Consider the following 21,307-nt stretch of genomic DNA (forward strand, 5'->3'; position numbering starts at 1 on the left):
CGAAACGGGCCCTCCAACTCCCGTGCGGTCGGGGGCATGTCGACGGGCCAGTGATCGAAGAAGCGTGGATTTTCGAACACCGTACGGGGCATGCTGCTCCGAAGGCCGAAGTCACTCGCGCTCGTCGAGCGGACCGTGAGGACTCACGCGCGGCGACGCGCCGACGGCGGACCAACAGGCCTCGGCAACGTACCCATGATGCGCCGACGACGTACCGACGACCGGTCCACACATGGCAACCACCCGCGAGGGGCGCACGCAGAACGCACTCATCCACGCAAGGATCGGAGACGAAGACCGCATGAGCACAACCGCACAGGGATCGCAGTGGCTCGCCCAGCAGGTTCGCTGGACTCTCGGGCACGCCCTGCCCCGTATCGCCATCGCCGGAGCGGCACGAAGAGACGAGCTCCACAGTCAATTCGTGGCCCAGTCCAGCACCCCCGACCCCACGGGTGCGGGCGACAGGCGGCTCCACCACCTGATGGACCGCATCCGCGACCAAGGCCCCGTGCCTCAGGGCCGGTACGGCTACGTCACGGCCTCCCACGCCGTCGTCAGGCAAGTGCTCAGCAGCAACGACTTCCGCACGAGAATCATCCGCGACCGAACGAGCCCGCTCGCGCGCCTCGCCGCCTGGTCCGCCGCGAACGCGCCGATGGGACCGCTGAGACCGCCGTCCCTGCTGGTCACCGAGCCACCCGAACACACCCGCTACCGCAAGCTCGTGACCCGCGTCTTCTCCGCTCAGGCCGTGCAGCAACTACGCACCCGCACCGAGAAGATCGCCGATGGGCTGCTGGGCGACCTCCAGCGCGGCGAGCCCGGTGCAGCACCAGTGGACCTGGTCGCCTCGTACTGCAGCCTGCTGCCCGTCACCGTGATCGCCGAGATCCTCGGTGTCCCGAACTCCGAGCGGCAGCGGCTGCGGGCCTTCGGCACGTCCCTCGCTCCCAGCCTCGACTACGGGCTGCCCCGGCGCCGGTTCCGTGCTGTCGAACGCTCACTGATCGGCTTCGACCGCTGGCTGGCCCACCACATTGAGCGGGTCCGCCGCGAGCCCGGTGACAACCTCCTCAGTCAGCTGGTCGCCGCCCGTGACGACGACGGCAGCGGCCTGACGGACATCGAACTCCGGTCCACCGCGGGGCTGGTGCTCGGCGCGGGCTTCGAGACCACGGTGAATCTGCTCGGCAACGGCATCGGGCTGCTGCACCGTCATCCCGACCAGCGTGCCGCGCTCGGCGACGACCCCACTCTGTGGCCGAACGCCGTGGACGAGATGCTGCGGTTCGACCCGCCGCTGTTCCGCACGGGACGGACCGCCGCCCGCGACACCACCGTCGCCGGACGCGCCATCCCCCAAGGAACTACCGTCGCCCTGCTGCTCGCCGGAGCGAACCGCGACGCCTCGGTGTTCGCCGAGCCGCACCGCTTCGACATCACCAGGACCAACGCCAAGGACCATCTGTCCTTCTCCACCGGCCGCCACTACTGCCTCGGCGCGGCCCTCGCCCGCATGGAAGGGGAGGTCGGGCTGCGCACTCTGTACGAGCGCTTTCCCCGGCTCGACCTCACGGCAGGAGCCCGTCGCCGCGGCACCCGCATACTTCGCGGCTATGAGCGTCTACCCGCCCGTCTGAAGCCGACGTCGGCCTAGCCGCTTCGCATTCCTTTCACAGTCCCGACCCTGGCAAATCTCTGCACATTTCTGTCAAGTGAAAGGGGAGGTTCATGTTCCGTCACGCCTTTGAGCTGCACACCTTCCCTTTCACCTGAATCACACAAGGAGATCCATTGGATCTCTGGACGCATGAACGAGCCCTGTGTCAGACTCGCCGCGTTGCACGTGAATCCTGCACGCAGTTTGACCGAACGCCCGTGCATCCCACCGTGAACAGCATGGATACGGCGGGATGCGGTAGCGGCCACCGGGACTTCGCGCCGTCGAGGCCGTTGCGGTGACCGTCGCGAAAGGAATTGAACGCGGCATGACCAAGCAGGCACATTCTTTGCATGACGCTGTGCACGATGATCTCATTGATGAGTTGCGAGATCACCTCGAGTCGCTCACTGGCTCCACCATCGAACCAGGCGACGACTTCTTCGACCGCGGCCTCATCAACTCGCTGAGGGCGCTGGAAATCGTGGTCCACGTCGAACAGGCCTATGGCGTTTCCGTCGAAGTCGAGGACCTCGATCTCGACAACTTCCGCACCATTCGCCGCATCGCCGAGTACGTACGGCGCAAGCGTGGGGAGCAGCCGTCGCCCGTCACCGAAGCGGTGTCGAAGTGACGGTGATCGACAGCGGACCCGACCTCTCGCCCGACCTCTCGACACTGCTCGCGAGAGCGACAGCCGAGGCGTCCGCGTGGGATGCCGGAACTGGCCTGCCCCGGGACGTCATCGGCGAAGCCGCGAAGGCCGGGCTTCTCGGTCTGGACGTTCCCGTCGCGTACGGAGGTGGCGGTGCCGGCGCCCGTGCAGTGGGGCAGGCGACCGCTCAACTCGGCGCGGTCTGCTCCTCGTTACGCGCCCTGCTCACCGTCAGCGGCATGGTCAACGCGGCCGTGCACCGATGGGGTACCGCCGCACAGCGGCAGAGCTGGCTGCCACGCCTCGCCTCGGGAGACGTGCTCGCGGGCTTCGCCGCCACCGAACCCGGCGCGGGGACCGAACTCGCGGCCGTCGCCACCCGCATCGAACCCCGCGACGGTGAGGTCCGGGTCAGCGGCCACAAGGTGTGGGTCACCTTCGGCCAGGACGCCGACGTCCTGCTGGTCCTCGGCCGCGCGCCGGGCGGGCTGACCACGGTCCTCGTACCGGCCGATGCCCCCGGGGTGCGCCGGGAACCGGTGACGGACGCGCTCGGACTGCGCGGCGCCCGCCTCGCCCACATCGGCTTCGACGACGTCCGCGTCCCGGCGGACCATGTCATCGGCCCGCCCGGATTCGGGCTCACCCACACCGTCGGCACCGCCCTCGACCACGGGCGCCACACGGTCGCCTGGGGGTGTGTCGGCATGGCCGAGGGCTGTCTGGCCGAGGCCGCCGGACACGTCGCCCGGCGCAGGCAGGGCGACACCCCGCTGTCCGGGCATGCCACCGTACGCGCCGCCCTCGGCCGTGCCCACGTACGCGCCGAAGGAGCCCGCTCCCTGTGCGAACGGGCCGCCGCCCTGCGGGAGTCGAAGGACCGACAGGCCATCACCGCGACCATCATGGCCAAATACGCGGCCGCCACCGCCGCCGCCGCGGTCAGCCGCGACACCGTCCAGCTCCTCGGCGCGGCGGGCTGCACCACCAACGGCCGGGCCGGACGCTTCTTCCGGGATGCCAAGATCATGCAGATCATCGAGGGCGCGGACGAGGTCGCGGAGCTCGCGATCGGCGATCGGGTCATCTCGCAGTACGCCCCGCATGTCAGGGACGGGCAGCGGTGACCGCCACCCCGCCGGTGTCCGTCGGCCACGTCGGCACCTGGTTCCCCGACACCGTCAAGTCCCTCGACCGCCTGACGGACGGGCTCCCTGCCGCCCAGCGCGGGCACGCCCGCGCCCTCGGCATCGACGAGGTGCGCGCCGCCGACGGCCTCACCGAGTCCGACCTCGCGATACGGGCCGCCGAGGCGACTCTGCGCACGACCGACACCGAGGCCGCCGAGTTGGACGCACTGCTGCTCGTCCAGGGCCGCGCACCGCAGTACTTGATGGCCTCGGAGGCGACCCGCGTCCAGCACGCCATCGGCGCCCACCGGGCGCTGGTCTCCGGCGTCGGCGACCTGGGGTGCGTCTCGGTGTCGGCGGCGTTCAGCCTCGGCACCGCGCTCCTGCGCGGCATGCCCGGCTTCCGCCGCGTCCTGGTCGTCGCCACCTCCAAGGCCGCCGCGCCCACCCGCTACCGCCCGCCGATGACCATCGTCGGAGACGGCGCCGCCGCCGTGCTCCTGACCACCTCTGAAGCGCCGGGCCCCTTCGAACTGGTCGACCAGTCCTTGCGTACGGACGGGGCCTTCGCCGACCTGTTCCGCATCGACTACCGCGACGTGCCGGAACGCGACTGGACGGAGCGGTGCGCCAACGAGCCGGACTACACCTTCCGTCTCGCAGTGCGCAGCCGCAAGGAGTTCCTTGCCCTCAACGAAGACCTGCTCCGCCGCAACGGCCTGACCGGCGACGACATCACGACCCACCTGATGCAGAACCTGTCCGGCGGCGCCTTCGGCTTCTGGCAGGAGGCCCTCGACGTCCCCATCGACCCGGTCTGTGGGCGCAACCTCGCCCGCTACGGGCACCTGGGCCCCGTGGACGTCCTGCTCAACATGGCCGACGCCGCGCCCGCCCTCGCCCGCGGCGCCCACGCCCTCGTGATGAACAGCAGCCCCGTGGCCGCCTGGAGCAGCTGGCTGGTACGCCGCACCGCGCACGCCGCGACCCCGACACCGGGAACGGAGAGACCCTGATGACCTCACCGGTGAAGTGCCTGGTGTGGGACCTGGACGACACCATGTGGGACGGCGTGATCCTGGAGAACGACACCGTCACCCCGCGCCCCGAAGCCCTGCGCGCCCTGACCGAACTGGACCGGCGCGGCATCCTGCACGCCGTCGCCAGCCGCGGCGACCACGCAACAGCCGCGACCCACCTGCGGGCCCACGGCCTCCTCGACCGGTTCGCCGCGGTGTGCGTGGGCTGGGGCGACAAGTCCGAGTCCGTACGGCGGATCGCGCGGGAGCTGAACATCGGCGTCGACTCGCTCGCCTTCATCGACAACGACCCCCTGGAGCGGGCCGAGGTCCAGCACGCCCTGCCGCAGGTCCGCGTCTACACCCCCGAGGACATGGCTGGGCTGCCGGAGCGGCCCGAGTTCACCCCCGCCGTCACCACCGCGGAATCCGCGGACCGTGCCGCCCTCTACCGCACGGAACGCGCACGGAAGGAGAGCGAGGACACGTTCGACGGCACCCGCGAGGAGTTCCTGACCTGGCTCGGCCTGGAGATGCGCGTCTGGAGGGCCACCCCTGAGGACCTGGCGCGGGCCCACGAACTGACCGTACGCACCCACCAGTTGAACAGCACCGGCCTAGTGTACGGGATGGAGGAACTGCGCGAGCTGATCGCCTCCCCCGACCACGAGATCCTCGTGGCCTCGCTGCGGGACCGCTTCGGCGACTACGGCACCATCGGGCTCTCCGTCTCCCACCGGCGCGGCGGCGACAGCGTGCTGAGGCTGCTGCTCATGTCCTGCCGGGTGATGTCCCGGGGCGTGGGCACCCTGTTCATCCAGCACGTCAACGCCCGGGCACGGGCTGCGGGGCTGCGCCCGCTCGCCGAGTTCGTGGCCACTCCGGTCAATCGCGTCATGCTCGTGACGCTGCGTTTCTCCGGCTTCCAGGTACTCGATGCGGGGCCGGAGCCCGTGGTCCTCGTCGCGCCCGATGAGCAGGGACCGTCCGCGCGGCACGTCACGCTCATCGACGACTCGGCGGCACCCGCCGGGGCGGACGCGCCGCCCGACGTCCTTGACCTGATCTCGCGGCAGTTCCAGCGGGTGCCCGAGCGGACCGCCGCGGCTGTCGGCGCGGAGTCCGTGACATACCGTCAACTCGACCTGGAGAGCGCAGCATTGGCTCGCCGACTGCGGGTCTCTGGAGTGCGTCCCGGGGATGTCGTGGTGCTCCACGCCCGGCAACGGCTCTCGCTCGTCGTCGGCATGGTCGCGGCCCTGCGCACGGGGGCGGCCTGGTGCGTCGCCGACCCGGGGCATCCCGTCGCGCACTTGCGTGCGGTCGTCGGCGACACCGGCTGTGCGGCGGTCGTCTTCCACGGCGGGGACGCCGCGACCCCGCCTGGGAAGGTACGCGCGGCGGTGGCCGTCGACGGGGCGGCACCGCGGCTCATCGACCTGGACGTGGCACCCGATGCGCGGACGGCGACCGATGCCGCCGGTGCGGCAATACCCGCCCAGTCGCCCGACGCCCCGTCGTACGCCATTCCGTCCCCCCACTCCCCCGCGTACCTCATCTCCACCTCCGGCACGACCGGCCCGCCCAAGAACGTGATGATCAGCCGCGGAGGGCTCGCCTCCCTGATCGCCTCGCGCCCCTACGAACCGGGGCTCACGGCCTTCTCCGCGCTGCGGCTGGCCTTCGACGGGTCGCTGATGTTCACGTTCCACGCGCTGTGCACGGGCGGCACCGCCGTGCTCCCCGACGCGGACGAACTCCCCTCCGCGGAGCGGGTGGCGGCACTGCTGCGTGCCCACGAGGCCCAGCAGTGCCTGACCACACCGTCCTTCTACCGGCAGCTGCTCGAGCACCTCGACGGCGCCGACCGCCATCTGCGGCTCCTCGTCCTGGCCGGTGAGGCCACCGCGCCCGCGCTGGTCCAGCGTCACCGCGCCGCGCTGCCGCGCACGCGACTCGGCAACGAGTACGGGCCGACGGAGGCGACGGTGGCGGTCACCGCCCACGACGTCAGCGGCACCCCGGAAGGTGTGGTGCCCATGGGAGCGATCACGGCGGGCTCCACCGCGTACCTCTTGGACGACCGGCTCCAACCCGTGCCGACGGGCGATGTCGGCGAGCTGTACCTGGGCGGCGCACAGCTCGCCCTCGGCTACGCCGCGCGCCCGACGACGACCGCGCTGCGGTTCGTCGCCAACCCCTTCACGCCCGGGCAGCGGCTGTACCGCACCGGTGACCTGGCGCGGCTCAACACCCAGGGGCACTACGAGTTCCTCGGCCGCACCGACGGCCAGGTCAAGATCGGCGGGGTCCGCGTCGAGCGGCTTGCCGCCGCGGCCGTCCTGGAGAGCCACCCAGGGGTCGGGCAGGCCGTCGTCGTCGACACCAGGGAGGCACTCCCAGGTGTGGATGACGCGGAAGTCACCACGCTGACCGCCTACTGGGTGCAGGCTGCCCCGGCCCCCGACGGTGGGCGGCAATCATCGCTCGGCACACGGGAGTTGCGGGAATTCTGCGCGCGCCGGCTCGTCCCCCAGGCCGTACCCGGACGGTTCGTGGCGGTGGACTCCATTCCGCTCACCCCCAACGGCAAGGCGGACGAGGAGGCACTGCGCCGACTCCGCGCGCCGACGGCCGAAGCCGTGGCGCTCGACACCGACCGGTGGACGACCGACGCGCAACGCGAGGTCGCGACGTGCTGGGCAGCCGTCCTCGGCCACGGCGACTTCGACGCGCGGGACAGCTTCTTCGACCTCGGCGCCACGTCGCTCCAAGTGCTCGCGCTGCACGCGTCGTACCAAGTGCGCTGGCCCGGCGCCGTCCAGCTGGGCCAGCTCTTCGACAGCCGGACGGTCGCGGCGCACGCCGAGCTCATCGCCAGCACTGCCGCGCCGGACGACGCCGCCACGCGGGCGCCGGGCCCGGCCGTGCCCACGGGGAGGGACGTATGAGCGGAGCGGAACGAACGAACCGCAGACGAAGCAGACGAAACGGAGGGGCCGCATGAGCGGGGGAGCACAGATGCGCACCGCGACCCGGCAGGGCGAGGCGCACAGGTCCCGGGAGCCGGCCGCGGGGGTCGGCCCCCGGGACACCGACATCGCCATCGTGGGCATGGCCGTACGTTTCCCGGGCGCCGACGACCTCAACGCCTTCCGCGCCAACCTCCGTGCAGGCCACGACGGCGTGCGCACCATGCCCGCGGCGCGGGCGGCGGCCACCGGACTCGACCCGGCGGCGGACTACCTGCCCATGGGCTACCTGGACGACATCCACACCTTCGACCACGCGTTCTTCGGACTCACCCGGCACGAGGCCGCGCTGATCGACCCCCAGCACCGGATCGCCCTCACTCTCGCTCACCAGGCGATCGAAGACGCCGGCCACAGCCCCGGGAAGCTGCGCGGCCGGTCCACCGCCGTGATCTTCAGCGCCACGTCGTCCGGATACGGGGCGCGCCTGGACCTGTCCGACGTCCTGGGCGCACTGGGCAACGCACCCTTCGGCCTGACCTCGCGGATCGCGCACACCCTGTGCCTGGACGGGCCGTGCTACTCCCTGGACAGCGGCTGCAACGGATCGCTGCTCGCCGTCCGGCTCGCCTGCCGTGAACTGGCCGCCGGAGACGCCGAGTACGCACTGGCCGGAGGCGTCAGCGTGCGCCCCGACGGCGTCACGCGGGCGCAGGTCGGCGGGTTCGCCGAGATCGCGTCGAGCAGTGACCGCTGCCGATCCTTCGACGCGTCGGCCGACGGCACCGTCGCGGGCGAAGGCGGTGCGGCTCTGCTCCTGACCACGCTGGCGCGGGCCCGCGCCGAGCACCTGCCCGTGCACGCGGTGATCCGCGGGATCGCGGCCCGCCACAACGGCGGCGCGGCCGCCACGATCAGCGCGCCGAGCGCCGCCGCCCATGCCCAGGTCATCCGACAGGCATGGCGTGCGGCAGGGATGGAGCCGGAGAAGGCCGGGTTCGTGGAGGCGCACGGTTCCGGCACCACACTGGGTGACGCGGTGGAACTGGAAGGTCTTGGCACGGTCTTCCGAGGCCGCTCGCAACCACTGCCCGTCGGCGCGGTGAAGTCGGCCATCGGACACCTGGACAACGCGGCCGGGGTGGCGGCCCTGGTGAAGGCCGTGCTGAGCGTGCGCGACGCCGAGCTCTACCCCTCACTGCACTTCACCGAACCTGCTCCCGGCGTCGATCTGCGGGGTGCCGACCTGGAGATGATCACTGAAGCCCGGTCGTGGGACGCGGAGGAGCGGCTGGCCGGAGTGAGCTCCTTCAGCCTCGGCGGCGCCAACGCGCACTGCGTCGTGCAGCAGCCGCCGGCGGCAGCCGTAGAAACCCCGGAGCGGTCCGACCCTCAGCGGCGCGCCCGGCTCGTGGGGGTTTCGGCCCGCAGCCGCAGTGCCCTGGCGCGGCTCTGCGCCGACCTCGCGGTCGCGCTGCGCGGCGAGACCCGACCCTTCGACGATGTGGTGTACACCCTCAACAACGGCCGCACGCACTACGAGCACCGAGTCAGCGTGTCCGCGGACTCGACCGACTCGCTCGCTTTCCAGCTCGCGGCACAAGCCACCTGGCTCGCGGGCGAACCGGACACGAACAGCCCGGACCGCGGCGCCAGGACCCGAAAGGTCCGCCCGCAACTGGTTCTCCTGCTGTCCCCCGAGTCTCCCGGGCCGGTGGCCGACCCGGCCGGGCTCCCGCCCGAACTCCCGGCCACCGGCGCCGCCTCCGGGATCCTGTCCACCCAACTGGCCGCCGTCACGGAGCTGCGCCGCCGTGGCATCCGCCCCGACGCGGTCGTCGGCGCGGGTGCCTCCCGGTACCTGGCCAGGTATCTGCGCGAGGAACTCACGTCGGCGGACACCGCGGACCTGGCCGCCGGAAAGGATCCCGGACCGCCGGACCCCGACCGGCTCGCTGAGGTGATCGGTCAACTCCTTGACGCAGGACCGGCCGTCGCCGTCGACCTCACCCCGGAGGGCAGCCTGGGAGCTCTGCTGCGCGAACGGTTCGCGTCCGACGCCCGCGTGCGGAGCCACACCATCGCCGCCGACGACAGCGACCTCCTTGGCGTGCTCGGGGCGCTGTACGAGGGCGGGGCCGACCTGGACTGGTCCGCGATCGGTCCAACCGCGCCCCGGATCACCCGTGTCCGGCTGCCCGGCCACCCCATGGAGGCTGTTCCCTGCTGGATCCCCGGGTCCGACACAGTGGACGCCACGCAGCCGGTGCCAGAGACCGCCGTACCGGACAAGCGGCCGCCGGAAAGCTCCGTGGAACCGGCCAGCGCGGATCACGCCCCGTCGGCGTCCTCCGCGTCGGACACGACCCGCTGGCTCTGCGACATGCTCAGCGAGCTGCTGGGAACACCGGCGCCGACACCGGACAGCGACTTCTTCGAGCTTGGCGGCAACTCGCTGCTCGCCCTGCAGGTGATCAACCGGGTCGAGGAACGCTTCGGAGTCCGGCACCGGCTCCTCGACCTGTACGAGTACCCGCGGATCGAGGACTTCGCCGGGTTCGTCCAGTCATCCGCGGGGCCGCACACCGCCGCAGCCGGATCCCCTGCACCGGGGCCCAGCGGCCCGGCGGCACGGCCGGAGCTGGTTCCCGGCGACGACATGGTGATGTCCTTCGGCCAGGACCGCATGTGGTTCCACCATGAGATCGACAAGAACACCACGCTCTACAACTGGCCGATGGTGCGTCAGCTCGACGGCCCACTGGATGTCGAGGCGTTCAGGGGGATGTGGCACGACTTCGTGATGCGGCACGAGACGCTGCGCTCCAATTTCGTCGAGGTCGACAGCGCCCCCGAACTGTGCGTCCGCCCTGATCCCGGCGACTTCTTCACCTTCACCGACGTCTCGGACGCCCCCGACCCGCAGGCTGCCGCGCGGGAACTCGTCGCGCGGGCCGCGCAGCAGCGCTTCGATCTCGCAGCCGACCCGCTCCTTCGGGTCCTGCTGGTCCGGCTCGCGCACGAGCGGCACGTTCTGCAACTCACCACGCACCACGCCGTGAACGATGGAGCGTCTCCGCGCATTCTGTGCCAGGAGTTGCCCGAGTTGTACGTCGCACGGCGCGAGGGGCGGCCCGCGCAACTGCCCGCCTTGCCCATCCGATACCGCGACTACGCGCTGTGGCAGCGCCGGCTGCTCGCCGACTCGTTCCTCGACCACGAGATCGCCTACTGGCGGAAGGTGCTGCACAACGCCACCCGGCTCGACCTGCCCACCGACCACCCGCGTCCGACCCGCAGGTCGTTCAAGGGTGACATGGTCCCGTTCACCATCGAGGCACCCGTGGTCGCACGGCTGCGGAAACTGGCGGCCGAGGAGTCGGTCACGCTCTTCGTCGTCCTGCTGTCGGCTTTCAACCTGCTGCTCGCCCGCCTCAGCGGGCAGCGGGACCTGATCGTCGCCACCCCGGCCTCCGGACGCAATCACTCCGCGATCCAGGACATGATCGGCTACGTCAACAGCACGCTCGCACTGCGCTGCGCGGTGCCGCCGCAGGCGGGTCTAGGCGACTACCTGCGCCAGACGCGCGCGACGGTGCTCGATGCCATGGACCACCAGGAGATCCCCTTCGACCGGGTGGTCCATGCGCTGCGCGTCAAGCGCGAGCCCGGCCGGGATCCCCTCATCGATGTCTCGTACGTCCACCAGGACGTGCCCCACTACACGCTGCCCGGCATCGCCCGCACCAGCTTCTTCGACGAACAGGAAACCACCATCAACCTCTTCGAGGGGATGCCCGTCGGCACGGCCAAGTACGACCTGACGCTGCTCACCAGCGACCGGGAGGGCAGATCCGACCTGACCGGCGGCCTGGAATACAGCACCGAGCTGTTCACGGCCGACACCGCCACAGGATTCGTCAGCGCCTACCAAGAGCTCCTGCGGGCCTTGGCACAGGCACAGGACGCCGAGCAGCCGATCGCCCCTCTCCTGGAGACCCAGGCGCCGCTCAAAAGCACGGAGGTCACGCGATGACCGAGACCCACAGCTACCGGCAACTCCCGGAGTCCATCGGCGTGGTCGGCGCCGGCACCATGGGAAGCGGGGTGTCCCAGTCCCTCGCACAGGCCGGCTACCGCGTGGTGGTCGTGGAACCGGACGCCGCCACCGCCGAGCGGGCGCGCGGTGCCATCAAGGACGGCATCCGGCTCGCCGCCCTGCTCGGCCGCGGCGAGCGGGCCGTGAGCGCGGGAGCTCAGGACCGGATCCGCTGGGCGGACCGGCTGGAGGCGCTGGGCGAGGTCGGATTCGTCATCGAGTGCGCCACCGAGCGGCAGGAGCTCAAGGAACAGATCTTCGCCGAACTCGACCGCTGCACCCCGCCCGACGCCATTCTCGCGTCCTGCACCTCCGCCATCCCGATCGCGGGGCTCGCCGCCCGCACCGGCCGCCCCGGTCAGGTCCTCGGGCTGCACTTCATGAACCCGGCACCGCTGAAGGACACCGTCGAGGTGGTGCGCGCACCGGGGACCAGCGACGAGACGCTCGACATCGCCGCCCGCCTGCTCGACAGCCTCGGCAAACAGCAGCTGGTCGTACAGGACGGACCGGGCTTCGTCATCAACCGGGTCATGATGCTGACGATCGTCGAAGCGGCTGCGGCGGTGAGCGACGGCAAGGCCGACGCCGCGACGACGGACGCGCTGTTCGAGCGCTGCCTGGGCCAGCGGATGGGCCCGCTGCGCACGGCGGACCTGATCGGCCTGGACAACGTGGACGACACCCTGACCGTGCTGCGCGAACACACAGGCGACAGCCGCTACACGCCCCCGCCCGCCCTGCGCGATCTGGTGGCCGCGGGCCACTTCGGCCGCAAGACGGGGAGGGGCTTCCATGACTACTCCTGACCTCGAAGAAGTACTGGTGGAGTGGAATGACACGGGCCGCAGCGGGCTGTCGATGACGTTTCCGCAGCTGTTCGAGGCGCAGGGTCTCCGCACCCCCGAGAGCACCGCAGTCGTGCACAACACCACGGTACTGACCTATAGGGAGTTGAACGAACGCGCCAATAGGCTGGCGCGGCTGTTGATCGGCCACGGCGCGGGTCCCGAGGAACTGGTGGCGCTCGCGCTGCCGCGCTCAGCGGAGATGCTGACTGCGATTCTGGCAGTAACGAAAGCCGGTGCCGCCTGGGTTCCGGTCGATCCGGAGTATCCGGCCTCCCGGATCGCCGGCCTGCTGGCCTCCGCCGGGCCGCTGCTGGCGCTGACCACCCACGCGATCGCGCCCGGCCTCCCCGCGGACGTCGAAACCATCATTCTGGACAGCCCCGGCACCGCCGAGTTGCTCACCCGCAACCCCGCCCATGACGTGGACGACGCAGAGCGCAGCACCCCACTGATGCCGGATCACGCGGCGTATGTCATTCACACCTCCGGATCGACTGGCGCGCCCAAGGGCGTCGTCGTGTCGCACCGGGGCCTGGCCAGCCTGGCGGCCGACCACATCGAGCGGTTCGCCATCACGGAGGGGGACGGCGTACTCCAGTTTGCCTCCTTCCAGTTCGACTGCTCGGTCGGAGACATAGTGATGGCTCTGGTGTCGGGATCGGCTCTCATCATCCGCCCGCAGAACTGCCTGTCCGGGCATCAGCTGGGCGAGCTCATCGAGCGCACAGGTGCCACCCACGTCACGATTCCGCCCCAGGTCCTCGCCGCGCTGCCACCAGCCAGGTACCCGTCTTTGAAGACGATCGCCACGGCAGGTGACGTGCTCACAGCCGAACTGGTCTCGCAATGGGCGCCCGGGCGCCGGATGTTCAACGCCTACGGCCCCACTGAAGCCACTGTGGACGCTGTGGCCACCGAGGTCACCGCCGGAACGGCCACCCCGCCGATCGGCCGTCCCATGCTGAACACGCGTGTGTATGTCCTGGCCAGTGGCATGCGCCCGGTGCCAGTCGGCGAAGAAGGTGAGCTCTTCATTGCCGGTGCCGGACTTGCCCGGGGCTACCTGGGACAGCCGGCTCAGACCGCCGAACGGTTCGTTCCCTGTCCCTACGGCGAGCCGGGCGAACGCATGTACCGCACGGGCGACATCGTCCGCTGGCGGCCAGATGGGAATCTGGAGTTCCTGGGCCGGGCGGACGAGCAGGTCAAGATCCGCGGATTCCGGGTCGAGCCGCGCGAAGTCGAGACCGTACTGAACCGGCACGTCACTGTCGCGGCCAGCGTGGTGACGGCCCGGGAGGATCAGCCCGGCAACAAGCGCCTCGTCGCCTATGCCGTGGCGGCAGACGGAGCTGACCCGGATCCGGCCGAACTGCGGCGGCATGTGGCCGGGGAACTCCCCGACTACCTGGTGCCCACGGCGGTTGTCGTTCTCGACGCGTTCCCGCTGACCCCGAACGGAAAGCTGGACCGCGACCGGCTGCCGGAACCCCTCGGCGAACGGACGGCCTCCGGGCCGGAATTCGCGGCCCCGCGCAACCGGGCAGAGGAGGTCCTCGCCGAGGTGTGGTCCGACGTCCTGGGCGTGGACCAGGTGGGCATCGACGACAACTACTTCACTCTCGGCGGCGACTCGATCCTCGCCATCAGGATGCTGGCACGGGCGCGGAAGGCCGGTGTGGTGGCGGAGTTCCAGGACCTGCTGGAGCATCAGACGATCCGCGCCCTCGCCACGATCGCCTCCCCGGGCGGGAACCCGTCGGAGACGGCACCCGAGCACGCACGACACCCCCTGGTCCACGAGCAGGGAACTGCTTCGGTGGCTGCCGTGCGTGATTGGGCCCGGCGTTGGGGGGAACCAACGGCGGTGTGGCCACTGACGCCGACGCAGGAGGGAATGCTCTTCCGTAGTCTGGCCGAGGGCGGTGCGGCAGGCAGCGGCGTCTACGTGGAGCAACTCGTGTGTGTGCTCGAAGGAGAGCTGGACCGGGACGCCTTCGTACGGGCCTGGCAGGCGGCGGTCGACCGGCACGGCGTGCTCCGGGGCGCGTGCGTGTGGCGGGATGTGCCCCGCCCGTTGTTCGTGGTGCCCGCCGCGCGGGACCTGCCCGTCACGCGGCTGGATTTCACGGACGCCGAAGACGCCGACGCCCGACTCGACGCCTTCGTGTCCCAGGACCGGCAGCAGGGTTTCGACCTGAGTGAAGGGCCGCTGATGCGGCTCGCCGTGGCCCGCCTTGCTCCCGGCCGGTGGGCCTTCGTCTGGACGAACCACCACCTCCTGCTTGACGGCTGGTCCCTGCCCATCCTCCTCGGTGAGGTGCTGGACGACTACGTCTCGCCGTCACAGGGCCGCAGCAGACAGCCGGCACCGGACTTCGGGACCTTCGCGCGGTGGATCGCCCAGCAGGACCCGGACGCCTCCCGGGAGTTCTGGACGCGGAGTCTTGCCGACTTCGCCGCGGTGCCGTTCGCCCCGCAAACGAACGGGCCGGCGCGGCACCAGGATCACATGGCCCAGGTGTCGGCCGCGGAGACCACACGGCTGCGGGAGACGGCGCAACGCCTTGGCGTGACGCTCGGTGGCATGGTCCACACGGCTTGGGCGATCACTCTCGCAGCGGAGACGGACACGGAGGATGTGGCGTTCGGCAGCGTGGGGTCCGGTCGCCCCGTGGAGCTCGACGACGTGGACCGCATGGTCGGCATGTTCATCAACACCGTGCCGCTGCGTATCCGGTTGCCCGCCACCCTGCCGGTGGGCACGTTCTGCAGGGATGTGCAGCAGTCGCTGCACCAGGTCCAGGGACACATCCATACGCCGCTCGCCCGGATCGCCAGGTGGAGCGGACGGGCCAGCTCGTCCGAGCTCTTCGACACATCCGTCATCGTGTCGAACTTCCCCTTCGCCGACCTGGCCACCAAACTGCCGGGGCTCTACGTGGCCCGCGCGGAGATGCTGGAGCAGACCGAGCTTCCCGTCACCCTCTCGGTCGCCCCGGAGGAGGACCGGCTTGACATCGCACTCAACCACGACACCGTCCGCGTCAGCCCGGAGCGCGCCGCGGACCTCGTCGACCTGTTCTGTCACGCCCTGACGGCACTGGCCGACGACACGGCGACCGTCGGCCAGGTCCGCGCGGCGCTGCGGGAGCGCAGGCGCGATGAACGCGCCGCGAGCCGTGCCCGCCGTGCCGCGCGCCTCACCCCCGCTGTCCGCGGTCGCGGCTGACGCCGTGCTGCTGGCGGCCTGTTCCACAACACGCTGCCCGTGCGCGGCGGGCTGACCGGGGGCAGTTGGCAGGGCTTCAACTACACGCACTTACAGGAGATATGAGACATGGTGACAGCGGGCCGACACTCATTGGGGCCGCCTGAGCGTGCTCGGGAGTCGGGAGTCTTCTCCCTGGCCGATCTGGAGGACAAAGATCTTGATCAACTAGTGCGCCGGTCCTGCGAATTCTTCGCCGACCGGACGGTCCACGACGATCCGTTGCGCGGAAAGATCGCCGGAATCCTGTTCACCAGGACGTCCACCCGCACTCGTACGGCCTTCACCACCGCGGCGCTGCGCCTCGGCGGTCAAGTCATCAGCTACGGTCCGGACGACCTCCAGCTCAAAACGGGCGAGTCTCTGGAGGACACAGGGCGTGTCCTCGGGCGCATGCTCGACGTCCTCGTCGCACGCACCTCAGGTCCCGTGGCCCAGCTGAAGACCCTCTCCCAGTACGGCTGCATCCCCGTGGTCAATGCCATGGGCCAGGAGGAGCACCCCACCCAGGGCATCTGCGACCTCGCCACCATGACTCTTCACTTCGGCACCCTGGACAACATCAAGGTGTTGTACGTCGGCGAGGGCAACAACAGTGCCGTCGCCTTGGCACACGGCCTTGCTCACTATGCCGGCATCGAGTTGACCCTGCTCACCCCGCCTGGCTACGGCGTGCCCGAGGCCGAACTCGCAGGCGCCCGCGCCCGGGCCGCCGAGCACAGCTCCTCCATCCGGCAAATCCACTCGCTCGACGAGGCACCCGACGCCGTCGACGTGGTGTACACAACGCGCTGGCAGACCACTGGAACGTCGAAGCCCAACGTGAACTGGCGTGAGGAATTCCGCTACCTGTACATCGACACGACGTTCATGAGCCGCTGGCCGGATGCCGTCCTCATGCACGACCTGCCGGCCCATCGCGGTGACGAGATCTCCTCCGAGGTGCTGGAGGGCGACCGGTCGCTTGCCTGGACCCAGGCGGAGATGAAACTCACCAGCGCCATGGCGGTTCTGGAGGCTCTGGCGCAGCCGCGCCGGGGAAGCCAGTGATCAGGGACTCCGTGTACGACCTGGTTACCGACGACATATTCCTGAGATTCTCTGACGTGCTGCCGGGAAGCGAGCTGTATCTGAAGATCGAGGGACTGAACCCGGCCGGTTCCGTGAAGCTCAAGCCGGCGGTCGAGCTGATCGAAGACGCCGAGCGGCGCGGGCTTCTGTCCCCGGGCGGATGCGTCGTCGAGTCCTCATCGGGCAACCTTGGCGTCGCCCTGGCCACGGTTTGCGCCGCGAAGGGCTACGCCTTCACCTGCGTGACCGACGTCAACGCCGCACCGCACAATGTGGCGTTGATGCGTGCTCTCGGCGCGCGTGTAGCGGTGGTGGACCAACAGGACGCCAACGGGGGCTTCCTGGGCACACGGATCGCCCACATACAACACATGCTGGCGAATGACCCCCTGCTGGTCTGGCCGAACCAGTACGCCAACCCAGCCAACGCCAAGGCCCACGAGAGGCGTACGGCAGCGTCGATCCTCGCCGAGATACCGACCGTGGACTTCCTGTTCGTGGGCGCGGGCTCGACCGGCACCCTCACCGGCTGCGCCACCTACTTCCGCGAGGTCTCGCCCCGCACGAGGATCTTCGCCGTCGACACGCTCGGCTCGGTCACATTCGGCACCGCCGCCGGCCCTCGCCACATTCCCGGACTCGGCACCAGCAGGACTCCCGAGATCTGCCGCCCCGACCTGGTCGATGAGGTGGTGCTGGTGCAGGAGACCGATGCGGTGCGCACCTGCCGGCTGCTCGCCCTGCGGCACGGGCTGCTGGTCGGCGGCTCGACCGGCTCGGTGTTCACGGCGGTTCAGCGCGCTGCGCCCGACATCCCGCCCGGCTCGCGGGTGGTGGCCCTCGCGCCGGACATGGGCGAGCGCTATCTCTCCAGCGTGTACGACGACGACTGGGTCGCCGCTCGTTTCGGCATCGATCCCACACACGTTTTCGAGGCGCTCACGCACCCACAGCACCCCGAGAAGGAATCCCCTTGTTCACATTCGATGTAGTCAGCGGCACGGTGGCCCGCTCGGTCATCTCCGAGTCACGCCATGACATCTTCCAGGTCGTCAAAGAGGCCTACCTGACACACGATTCGGGGCAGTCAGTCAACCCCAACAGCTACTTCCTACGGTTTCCAGAGAAACCCTCGGCGCGGATCATCGCGCTGCCTGCGTATCTCGGCGGCGACCAAGACGTGGCAGGCATCAAGTGGATAGCGAGCTACCCGGACAACGTCGCCCGCAACATCCCCCGGGCCTCAGCCGTCCTCCTGCTGAACGACTACGCCACCGGCTACCCGGTCGCCTGCCTGGAGGCGTCCCAGATCAGTGCCGCCCGCACCGCGGCCTCTTGCGTGCTGGGCGCCGCGACCCTGCACGGAACCACCCGGGCGTCCCGCATCGCAGTCGTCGGGGCCGGTGTGATCGCGCGCAACATCCTGGAATTCTTCGCCGCCGAGCAGTGGCAGATCGGCGAGTTCACGGTGCACGACCGAGTGTCCGGCTACGCGGACGCGCTGGCGTCGTACTCCCGCGAGACGCTGGGGATTCCCGCGACGCGGATGGACAGCCTCGAGTCCGCAGTGCGCGGTGCCGACCTGGTCGTCCTGGCAACGACGGCCGCCGCTCCCTACATCACCGGCAATGACGTCTTCTCCGCCGGGCAGACGGTGCTCAACATCTCGCTGCGCGACATCGCTCCCGAGATCATCCTGGCCTCGCACAATGTGGTCGACGACATCGACCACTGCCTGACCGCACAGACCTCCCCGCACCTGGCCGAACAGGCCTGCGGCCACCGCGACTTCATCACCGGAACCCTGGCCCAGGCCATGCTCGGCAAACTGCAATTCGCCCCCGACAAGCCACGCATCTTCTCCCCCTTCGGCCTGGGCATCCTCGACCTGGCCGTCGGCTCCTTCGTCTACCGGCGCGCGGTGGAGTCGGGGCGTACGACCCCGATCGGCGATTTCTTCGCAGAGACCGAGCGCTGGCAGTAGTGAACCCGGGCCGACAGCGGGACCGGTGGAAGGAAGGGACCACGGCCGCTTGCCGGTGGTGAAGAGGGCGGGTGATCCGGACGCGCCGGGCCACCCGCCCTCCCCTAGTCAGTGACGGGTCAGGCCGCGGCCCCGCTGTCCACGGCGGCGGAGCGGCCGAGCTTGTCGACGGCCTGGTAGTACGTCCAGGCCAGGGCGTCGCATGAGACCTTCTTGGCCCCGCTGTAGGCGGAGCACACGCGCTTCAGGTCTGCGTAGAAGGCGCTGTCGATCCGGGCCTTGTTGGCGTCGAAGGTGCCCATCTCCTTGTAGTTGCGGTACCCGAAGTCATGGCGGGCACAGGACTTCTCGAAGGGGAAGCCGAACGGGTTGTCGGGGGACGAGGAGCAGTAGTCCGTGCTCCAGTTGAACTTGTACGCGCTCCAGGCGCCCTGGTTGGCGCGGGCCGAGGACCAGGTGTTGTAGCTGCCGGCGTCGGTCTGGGTCCAGCGGCTGAGCACCTGCGCCTTGTCCGCCGGAACGGCGGACGCCGGGGCGGCAGCGACTCCTATGCCCAGGGTGAGAGAAGCGGCGCTCACGGCGAGGGCGGTAAGTCGACGACGCATGAAGTTTCCTCCTGTGGGGGTGGCATTGACCGTCATGAGAGGTGGTGCGGGCGAGCCGTGCTGGATGCACGGCGCGACGCCGAGGGCATCCCCCGGCTTTCAGTGATCTCCACTGATCTGTCGACCAGTGGCCGTGCGCCGCGCGGAGCGTGCGTGCCGGTGGCCGACGCGGCCGATCCGACTCCGGACAGCGTCTTGGTCATCGGCCCGGGTTGGTCCCGGACTCCGCGCGGACATCGAGGAGAGCGACGAACCAGCCGCAGACGCGGGCGAGTTCGGACCGCTCAGGGGCGGTGGCGTTCCTGCCACACGACGGACACGACGCGCACCTGCTCCTGGGGCACGTCGACGTACTCAACAGCTCGTGCCACGGCGGCTGTTCGTGGCGCGGCGCACGAACCGCGGGCGACAGCCCCCGCGCCCGCCGCCAGCCGGGCCGGCTTGCGGGCCCGCAGCATCGCCTCACGGGCAGGCCCGTCAGGCACCGCCAGGCCGAGGCCGACCGGGGTGTCCGCGAGTGCGTGCACGGCGAGTCCGCGATGTATGAGGGACGCGAAGTGCACGGGGGCGGGACCGGCGCCCGGTGCGGCGGCCGTGCAGTCATGGACGACGCCGCAGTGCGGGCACGCCTCGTCGTCGATCACGACGTCTTCGGGGTCGGCCCCCAGCGCGCCGGACAGCAGCATTCGCAGCCCGTAGCGCGCGACGCCTCGACGGTCCCGCTCCATCGAGGGTTCCGCCGGGTGCCCTGCCGCAGGCGGGGCGAGCAGTTGGGTGCGCAGCTCGACTGTGGCGATGGGACGAGCGATGACGGTCGGCGGGGCCGTGAGGTCGAGCGCGGGTGCGGGCAACGGTTCACGCACCCGCGCCCAGCCGCCATCGGGGTTGGTCGGCGGCAGCCGGAATTCGCTCTCCCCCATGGCTTCGCTCCTCCGAGTGTGTGGGGCACGGCCACGCACGTGGGGTATGCCCGTGCGCGGTGCAGAATACGGTTTGTGTGTCCCCAACTAGGGCCGTGCGGCGGCGATTTGCTCCACCAGCGCGACGAACTCCCCCGTCTTGGCGTCGAAGCGCGGTGACGCCATGAAGCCCTGGGTGTCGGAGACGCTGTTCAGGCCGCCGATGTAGCCGGTGCCGGTGTCGTAGTTGTAGTCCAGCAGCCAGGGGGAACCACTGGACCCCGGCGTCATGTTGGAGCACTCGACCTGCCACATGTTCAGGGGCGGCACGGTGGGCTCGATCAAGTCCTGGCAGAACTCCTGGCGTTCACCGCTGTACGGCGGCCCGGAGTACCCCATGATCGACACCTCTTCGCCGGTGCGGGCGTCGGGCACGATCTGGTAGCCGCCCGCGGCGTCGACCACCGTCTGCCCCTTGGCGTTGTCGTTGGTGATGACCATGCCGTAGTCGTGCTCCCAGTCCGGCTTGGAACCGCTGCTCCAAAGCGACGACGTGGCGACGTTCCAGGCCGGGAACCTGCCGAACGGCTCGTTGCCGTCGTGGCGGGCCGGGATGAAGACGACGTTCTTCGTCCAGGTGCCGCCCGGCCCCTCGTGGAGGCAGTGCGCGGCCGTCAGGACGAGGATCTCGGAGTCGCTGTCGACAGCGGTCGCGCTGCAGTGGTCCAGCTTCCCGTTGGCGTGCTGGAAGACGAGCTTGCCGACGGCGGTGGAGTACGGCCCGTCCACCGCGGCGGCGATGCGCGGGTCGGTGCCCTTGACGGCGGGTGCCTTCGGTCCTGCCTTCTTCTCGCCGGTGGCGCGGCGCACCCGCTCCGGCGTCCAGTAGTCGAGCAGCGCCTGCTCTTTCTGCGCGGCGGTGCCGCCTTCCGCTCCTGGTACGTCAATCACGGCGGAGCGGCTGACGACTCCCGGGTCGTCGGCGGCCGATGCCTGGGCGGGTGTGGCGGCCACGAGCCCGGAGGCCGCCACGGCCAGGGCGGCCAGGATCGTTCCCAGGCGGGCTCTTCGCCGAGGGCGAGGGCTCC

14 protein-coding genes are annotated in these 21,307 nt (G+C 70.2%); 11 read left to right on the forward strand and 3 right to left on the reverse strand.

Annotated elements, in window-relative coordinates:
• Nucleotides 1-301: 301 nt before the first annotated feature.
• From IEY91_RS32045 to sbnB, 11 genes are all read left to right on the forward strand, one after another.
• Nucleotides 302-1,660 carry a cytochrome P450 gene (locus tag IEY91_RS32045; RefSeq protein WP_164327223.1) on the forward strand — a complete coding sequence of 453 codons (1,359 nt, stop codon included), beginning with the start codon at nucleotides 302-304 and terminating at the stop codon, nucleotides 1,658-1,660.
• A gap of 331 nt (nucleotides 1,661-1,991) precedes the next feature.
• Nucleotides 1,992-2,297 carry an acyl carrier protein gene (locus tag IEY91_RS32050; RefSeq protein WP_189176675.1) on the forward strand — a complete coding sequence of 102 codons (306 nt, stop codon included), beginning with the start codon at nucleotides 1,992-1,994 and terminating at the stop codon, nucleotides 2,295-2,297.
• Nucleotides 2,294-3,445: an acyl-CoA dehydrogenase family protein gene (locus tag IEY91_RS32055; protein ID WP_229697363.1), complete on the forward strand. Its 1,152-nt coding sequence runs from the start codon at nucleotides 2,294-2,296 to the stop codon at nucleotides 3,443-3,445. The genes IEY91_RS32050 and IEY91_RS32055 overlap by 4 nt, the downstream gene beginning before the upstream one ends.
• Entirely contained in the window at nucleotides 3,442-4,464 is a 1,023-nt protein-coding gene (locus IEY91_RS32060; protein ID WP_189176676.1) for a 3-oxoacyl-ACP synthase, read from the forward strand. Before IEY91_RS32055 ends, IEY91_RS32060 begins: the two co-directional genes overlap by 4 nt.
• On the forward strand, nucleotides 4,464-7,418 hold the full coding sequence (locus IEY91_RS32070; protein ID WP_229697364.1) for an amino acid adenylation domain-containing protein: 2,955 nt from the start codon (nucleotides 4,464-4,466) through the stop codon (nucleotides 7,416-7,418). The genes IEY91_RS32060 and IEY91_RS32070 overlap by 1 nt, the downstream gene beginning before the upstream one ends.
• A 52-nt stretch (nucleotides 7,419-7,470) precedes the next feature.
• Nucleotides 7,471-11,475 (forward strand): condensation domain-containing protein, encoded by a 4,005-nt coding sequence (locus IEY91_RS32075; protein ID WP_189176677.1) that lies wholly within the window; start codon nucleotides 7,471-7,473, stop codon nucleotides 11,473-11,475.
• The gene (locus IEY91_RS32080) at nucleotides 11,472-12,347 is read left to right on the forward strand and encodes a 3-hydroxyacyl-CoA dehydrogenase family protein (RefSeq protein ID WP_164327218.1); all 876 of its coding nucleotides are present in this window, start codon (nucleotides 11,472-11,474) and stop codon (nucleotides 12,345-12,347) included. Before IEY91_RS32075 ends, IEY91_RS32080 begins: the two co-directional genes overlap by 4 nt.
• Nucleotides 12,334-15,621 carry a non-ribosomal peptide synthetase gene (locus tag IEY91_RS32085; protein WP_189176678.1) on the forward strand — a complete coding sequence of 1,096 codons (3,288 nt, stop codon included), beginning with the start codon at nucleotides 12,334-12,336 and terminating at the stop codon, nucleotides 15,619-15,621. The genes IEY91_RS32080 and IEY91_RS32085 overlap by 14 nt, the downstream gene beginning before the upstream one ends.
• A gap of 108 nt (nucleotides 15,622-15,729) precedes the next feature.
• Entirely contained in the window at nucleotides 15,730-16,710 is a 981-nt protein-coding gene (locus IEY91_RS32090; RefSeq protein ID WP_189176679.1) for an ornithine carbamoyltransferase, read from the forward strand.
• Between the two features lie 11 nt (nucleotides 16,711-16,721).
• Nucleotides 16,722-17,723 carry a 2,3-diaminopropionate biosynthesis protein SbnA gene (gene sbnA, locus IEY91_RS32095; protein ID WP_229697365.1) on the forward strand — a complete coding sequence of 334 codons (1,002 nt, stop codon included), beginning with the start codon at nucleotides 16,722-16,724 and terminating at the stop codon, nucleotides 17,721-17,723.
• Nucleotides 17,705-18,715 (forward strand): 2,3-diaminopropionate biosynthesis protein SbnB, encoded by a 1,011-nt coding sequence (gene sbnB / locus IEY91_RS32100; protein WP_189176681.1) that lies wholly within the window; start codon nucleotides 17,705-17,707, stop codon nucleotides 18,713-18,715. The genes sbnA and sbnB overlap by 19 nt, the downstream gene beginning before the upstream one ends.
• Nucleotides 18,716-18,834: 119 nt before the next feature.
• On the opposite strand, the gene IEY91_RS32105 is transcribed toward sbnB, so the two are convergent.
• From IEY91_RS32105 to IEY91_RS32115, 3 genes are all read right to left on the reverse strand, one after another.
• A complete protein-coding gene (locus IEY91_RS32105; protein WP_164327213.1) occupies nucleotides 18,835-19,320 on the reverse strand; it encodes a phospholipase in 486 nt (161 codons plus the stop codon).
• A 284-nt stretch (nucleotides 19,321-19,604) separates the two neighbouring features.
• Nucleotides 19,605-20,240: a hypothetical protein gene (locus IEY91_RS32110; RefSeq protein WP_189176682.1), complete on the reverse strand. Its 636-nt coding sequence runs from the start codon at nucleotides 20,238-20,240 to the stop codon at nucleotides 19,605-19,607.
• A gap of 87 nt (nucleotides 20,241-20,327) precedes the next feature.
• Entirely contained in the window at nucleotides 20,328-21,233 is a 906-nt protein-coding gene (locus IEY91_RS32115; protein WP_189176683.1) for a trypsin-like serine peptidase, read from the reverse strand.
• Nucleotides 21,234-21,307: the final 74 nt, after the last annotated feature.

The sequence above is a fragment of the Streptomyces lasiicapitis genome, from assembly GCF_014646335.1.
Lineage (GTDB): Bacteria > Actinomycetota > Actinomycetes > Streptomycetales > Streptomycetaceae > Streptomyces > Streptomyces lasiicapitis.

Excerpts from the sequence above, each read along its gene's own strand:
- IEY91_RS32045 (WP_164327223.1), top strand. The coding sequence starts at position 302 with ATGAGCACAACCGCACAGGGATCGCAGTGGCTCGCCCAGCAGGTTCGC.
- IEY91_RS32050 (WP_189176675.1), top strand. The coding sequence starts at position 1,992 with ATGACCAAGCAGGCACATTCTTTGCATGACGCTGTGCACGATGATCTC.
- IEY91_RS32070 (WP_229697364.1), top strand. The coding sequence starts at position 4,464 with ATGACCTCACCGGTGAAGTGCCTGGTGTGGGACCTGGACGACACCATG.
- IEY91_RS32075 (WP_189176677.1), top strand. The coding sequence starts at position 7,471 with ATGAGCGGGGGAGCACAGATGCGCACCGCGACCCGGCAGGGCGAGGCG.
- IEY91_RS32080 (WP_164327218.1), top strand. The coding sequence starts at position 11,472 with ATGACCGAGACCCACAGCTACCGGCAACTCCCGGAGTCCATCGGCGTG.
- IEY91_RS32085 (WP_189176678.1), top strand. The coding sequence starts at position 12,334 with ATGACTACTCCTGACCTCGAAGAAGTACTGGTGGAGTGGAATGACACG.
- IEY91_RS32090 (WP_189176679.1), top strand. The coding sequence starts at position 15,730 with ATGGTGACAGCGGGCCGACACTCATTGGGGCCGCCTGAGCGTGCTCGG.
- IEY91_RS32105 (WP_164327213.1), bottom strand. The coding sequence starts at position 19,320 with ATGCGTCGTCGACTTACCGCCCTCGCCGTGAGCGCCGCTTCTCTCACC.
- IEY91_RS32110 (WP_189176682.1), bottom strand. The coding sequence starts at position 20,240 with ATGGGGGAGAGCGAATTCCGGCTGCCGCCGACCAACCCCGATGGCGGC.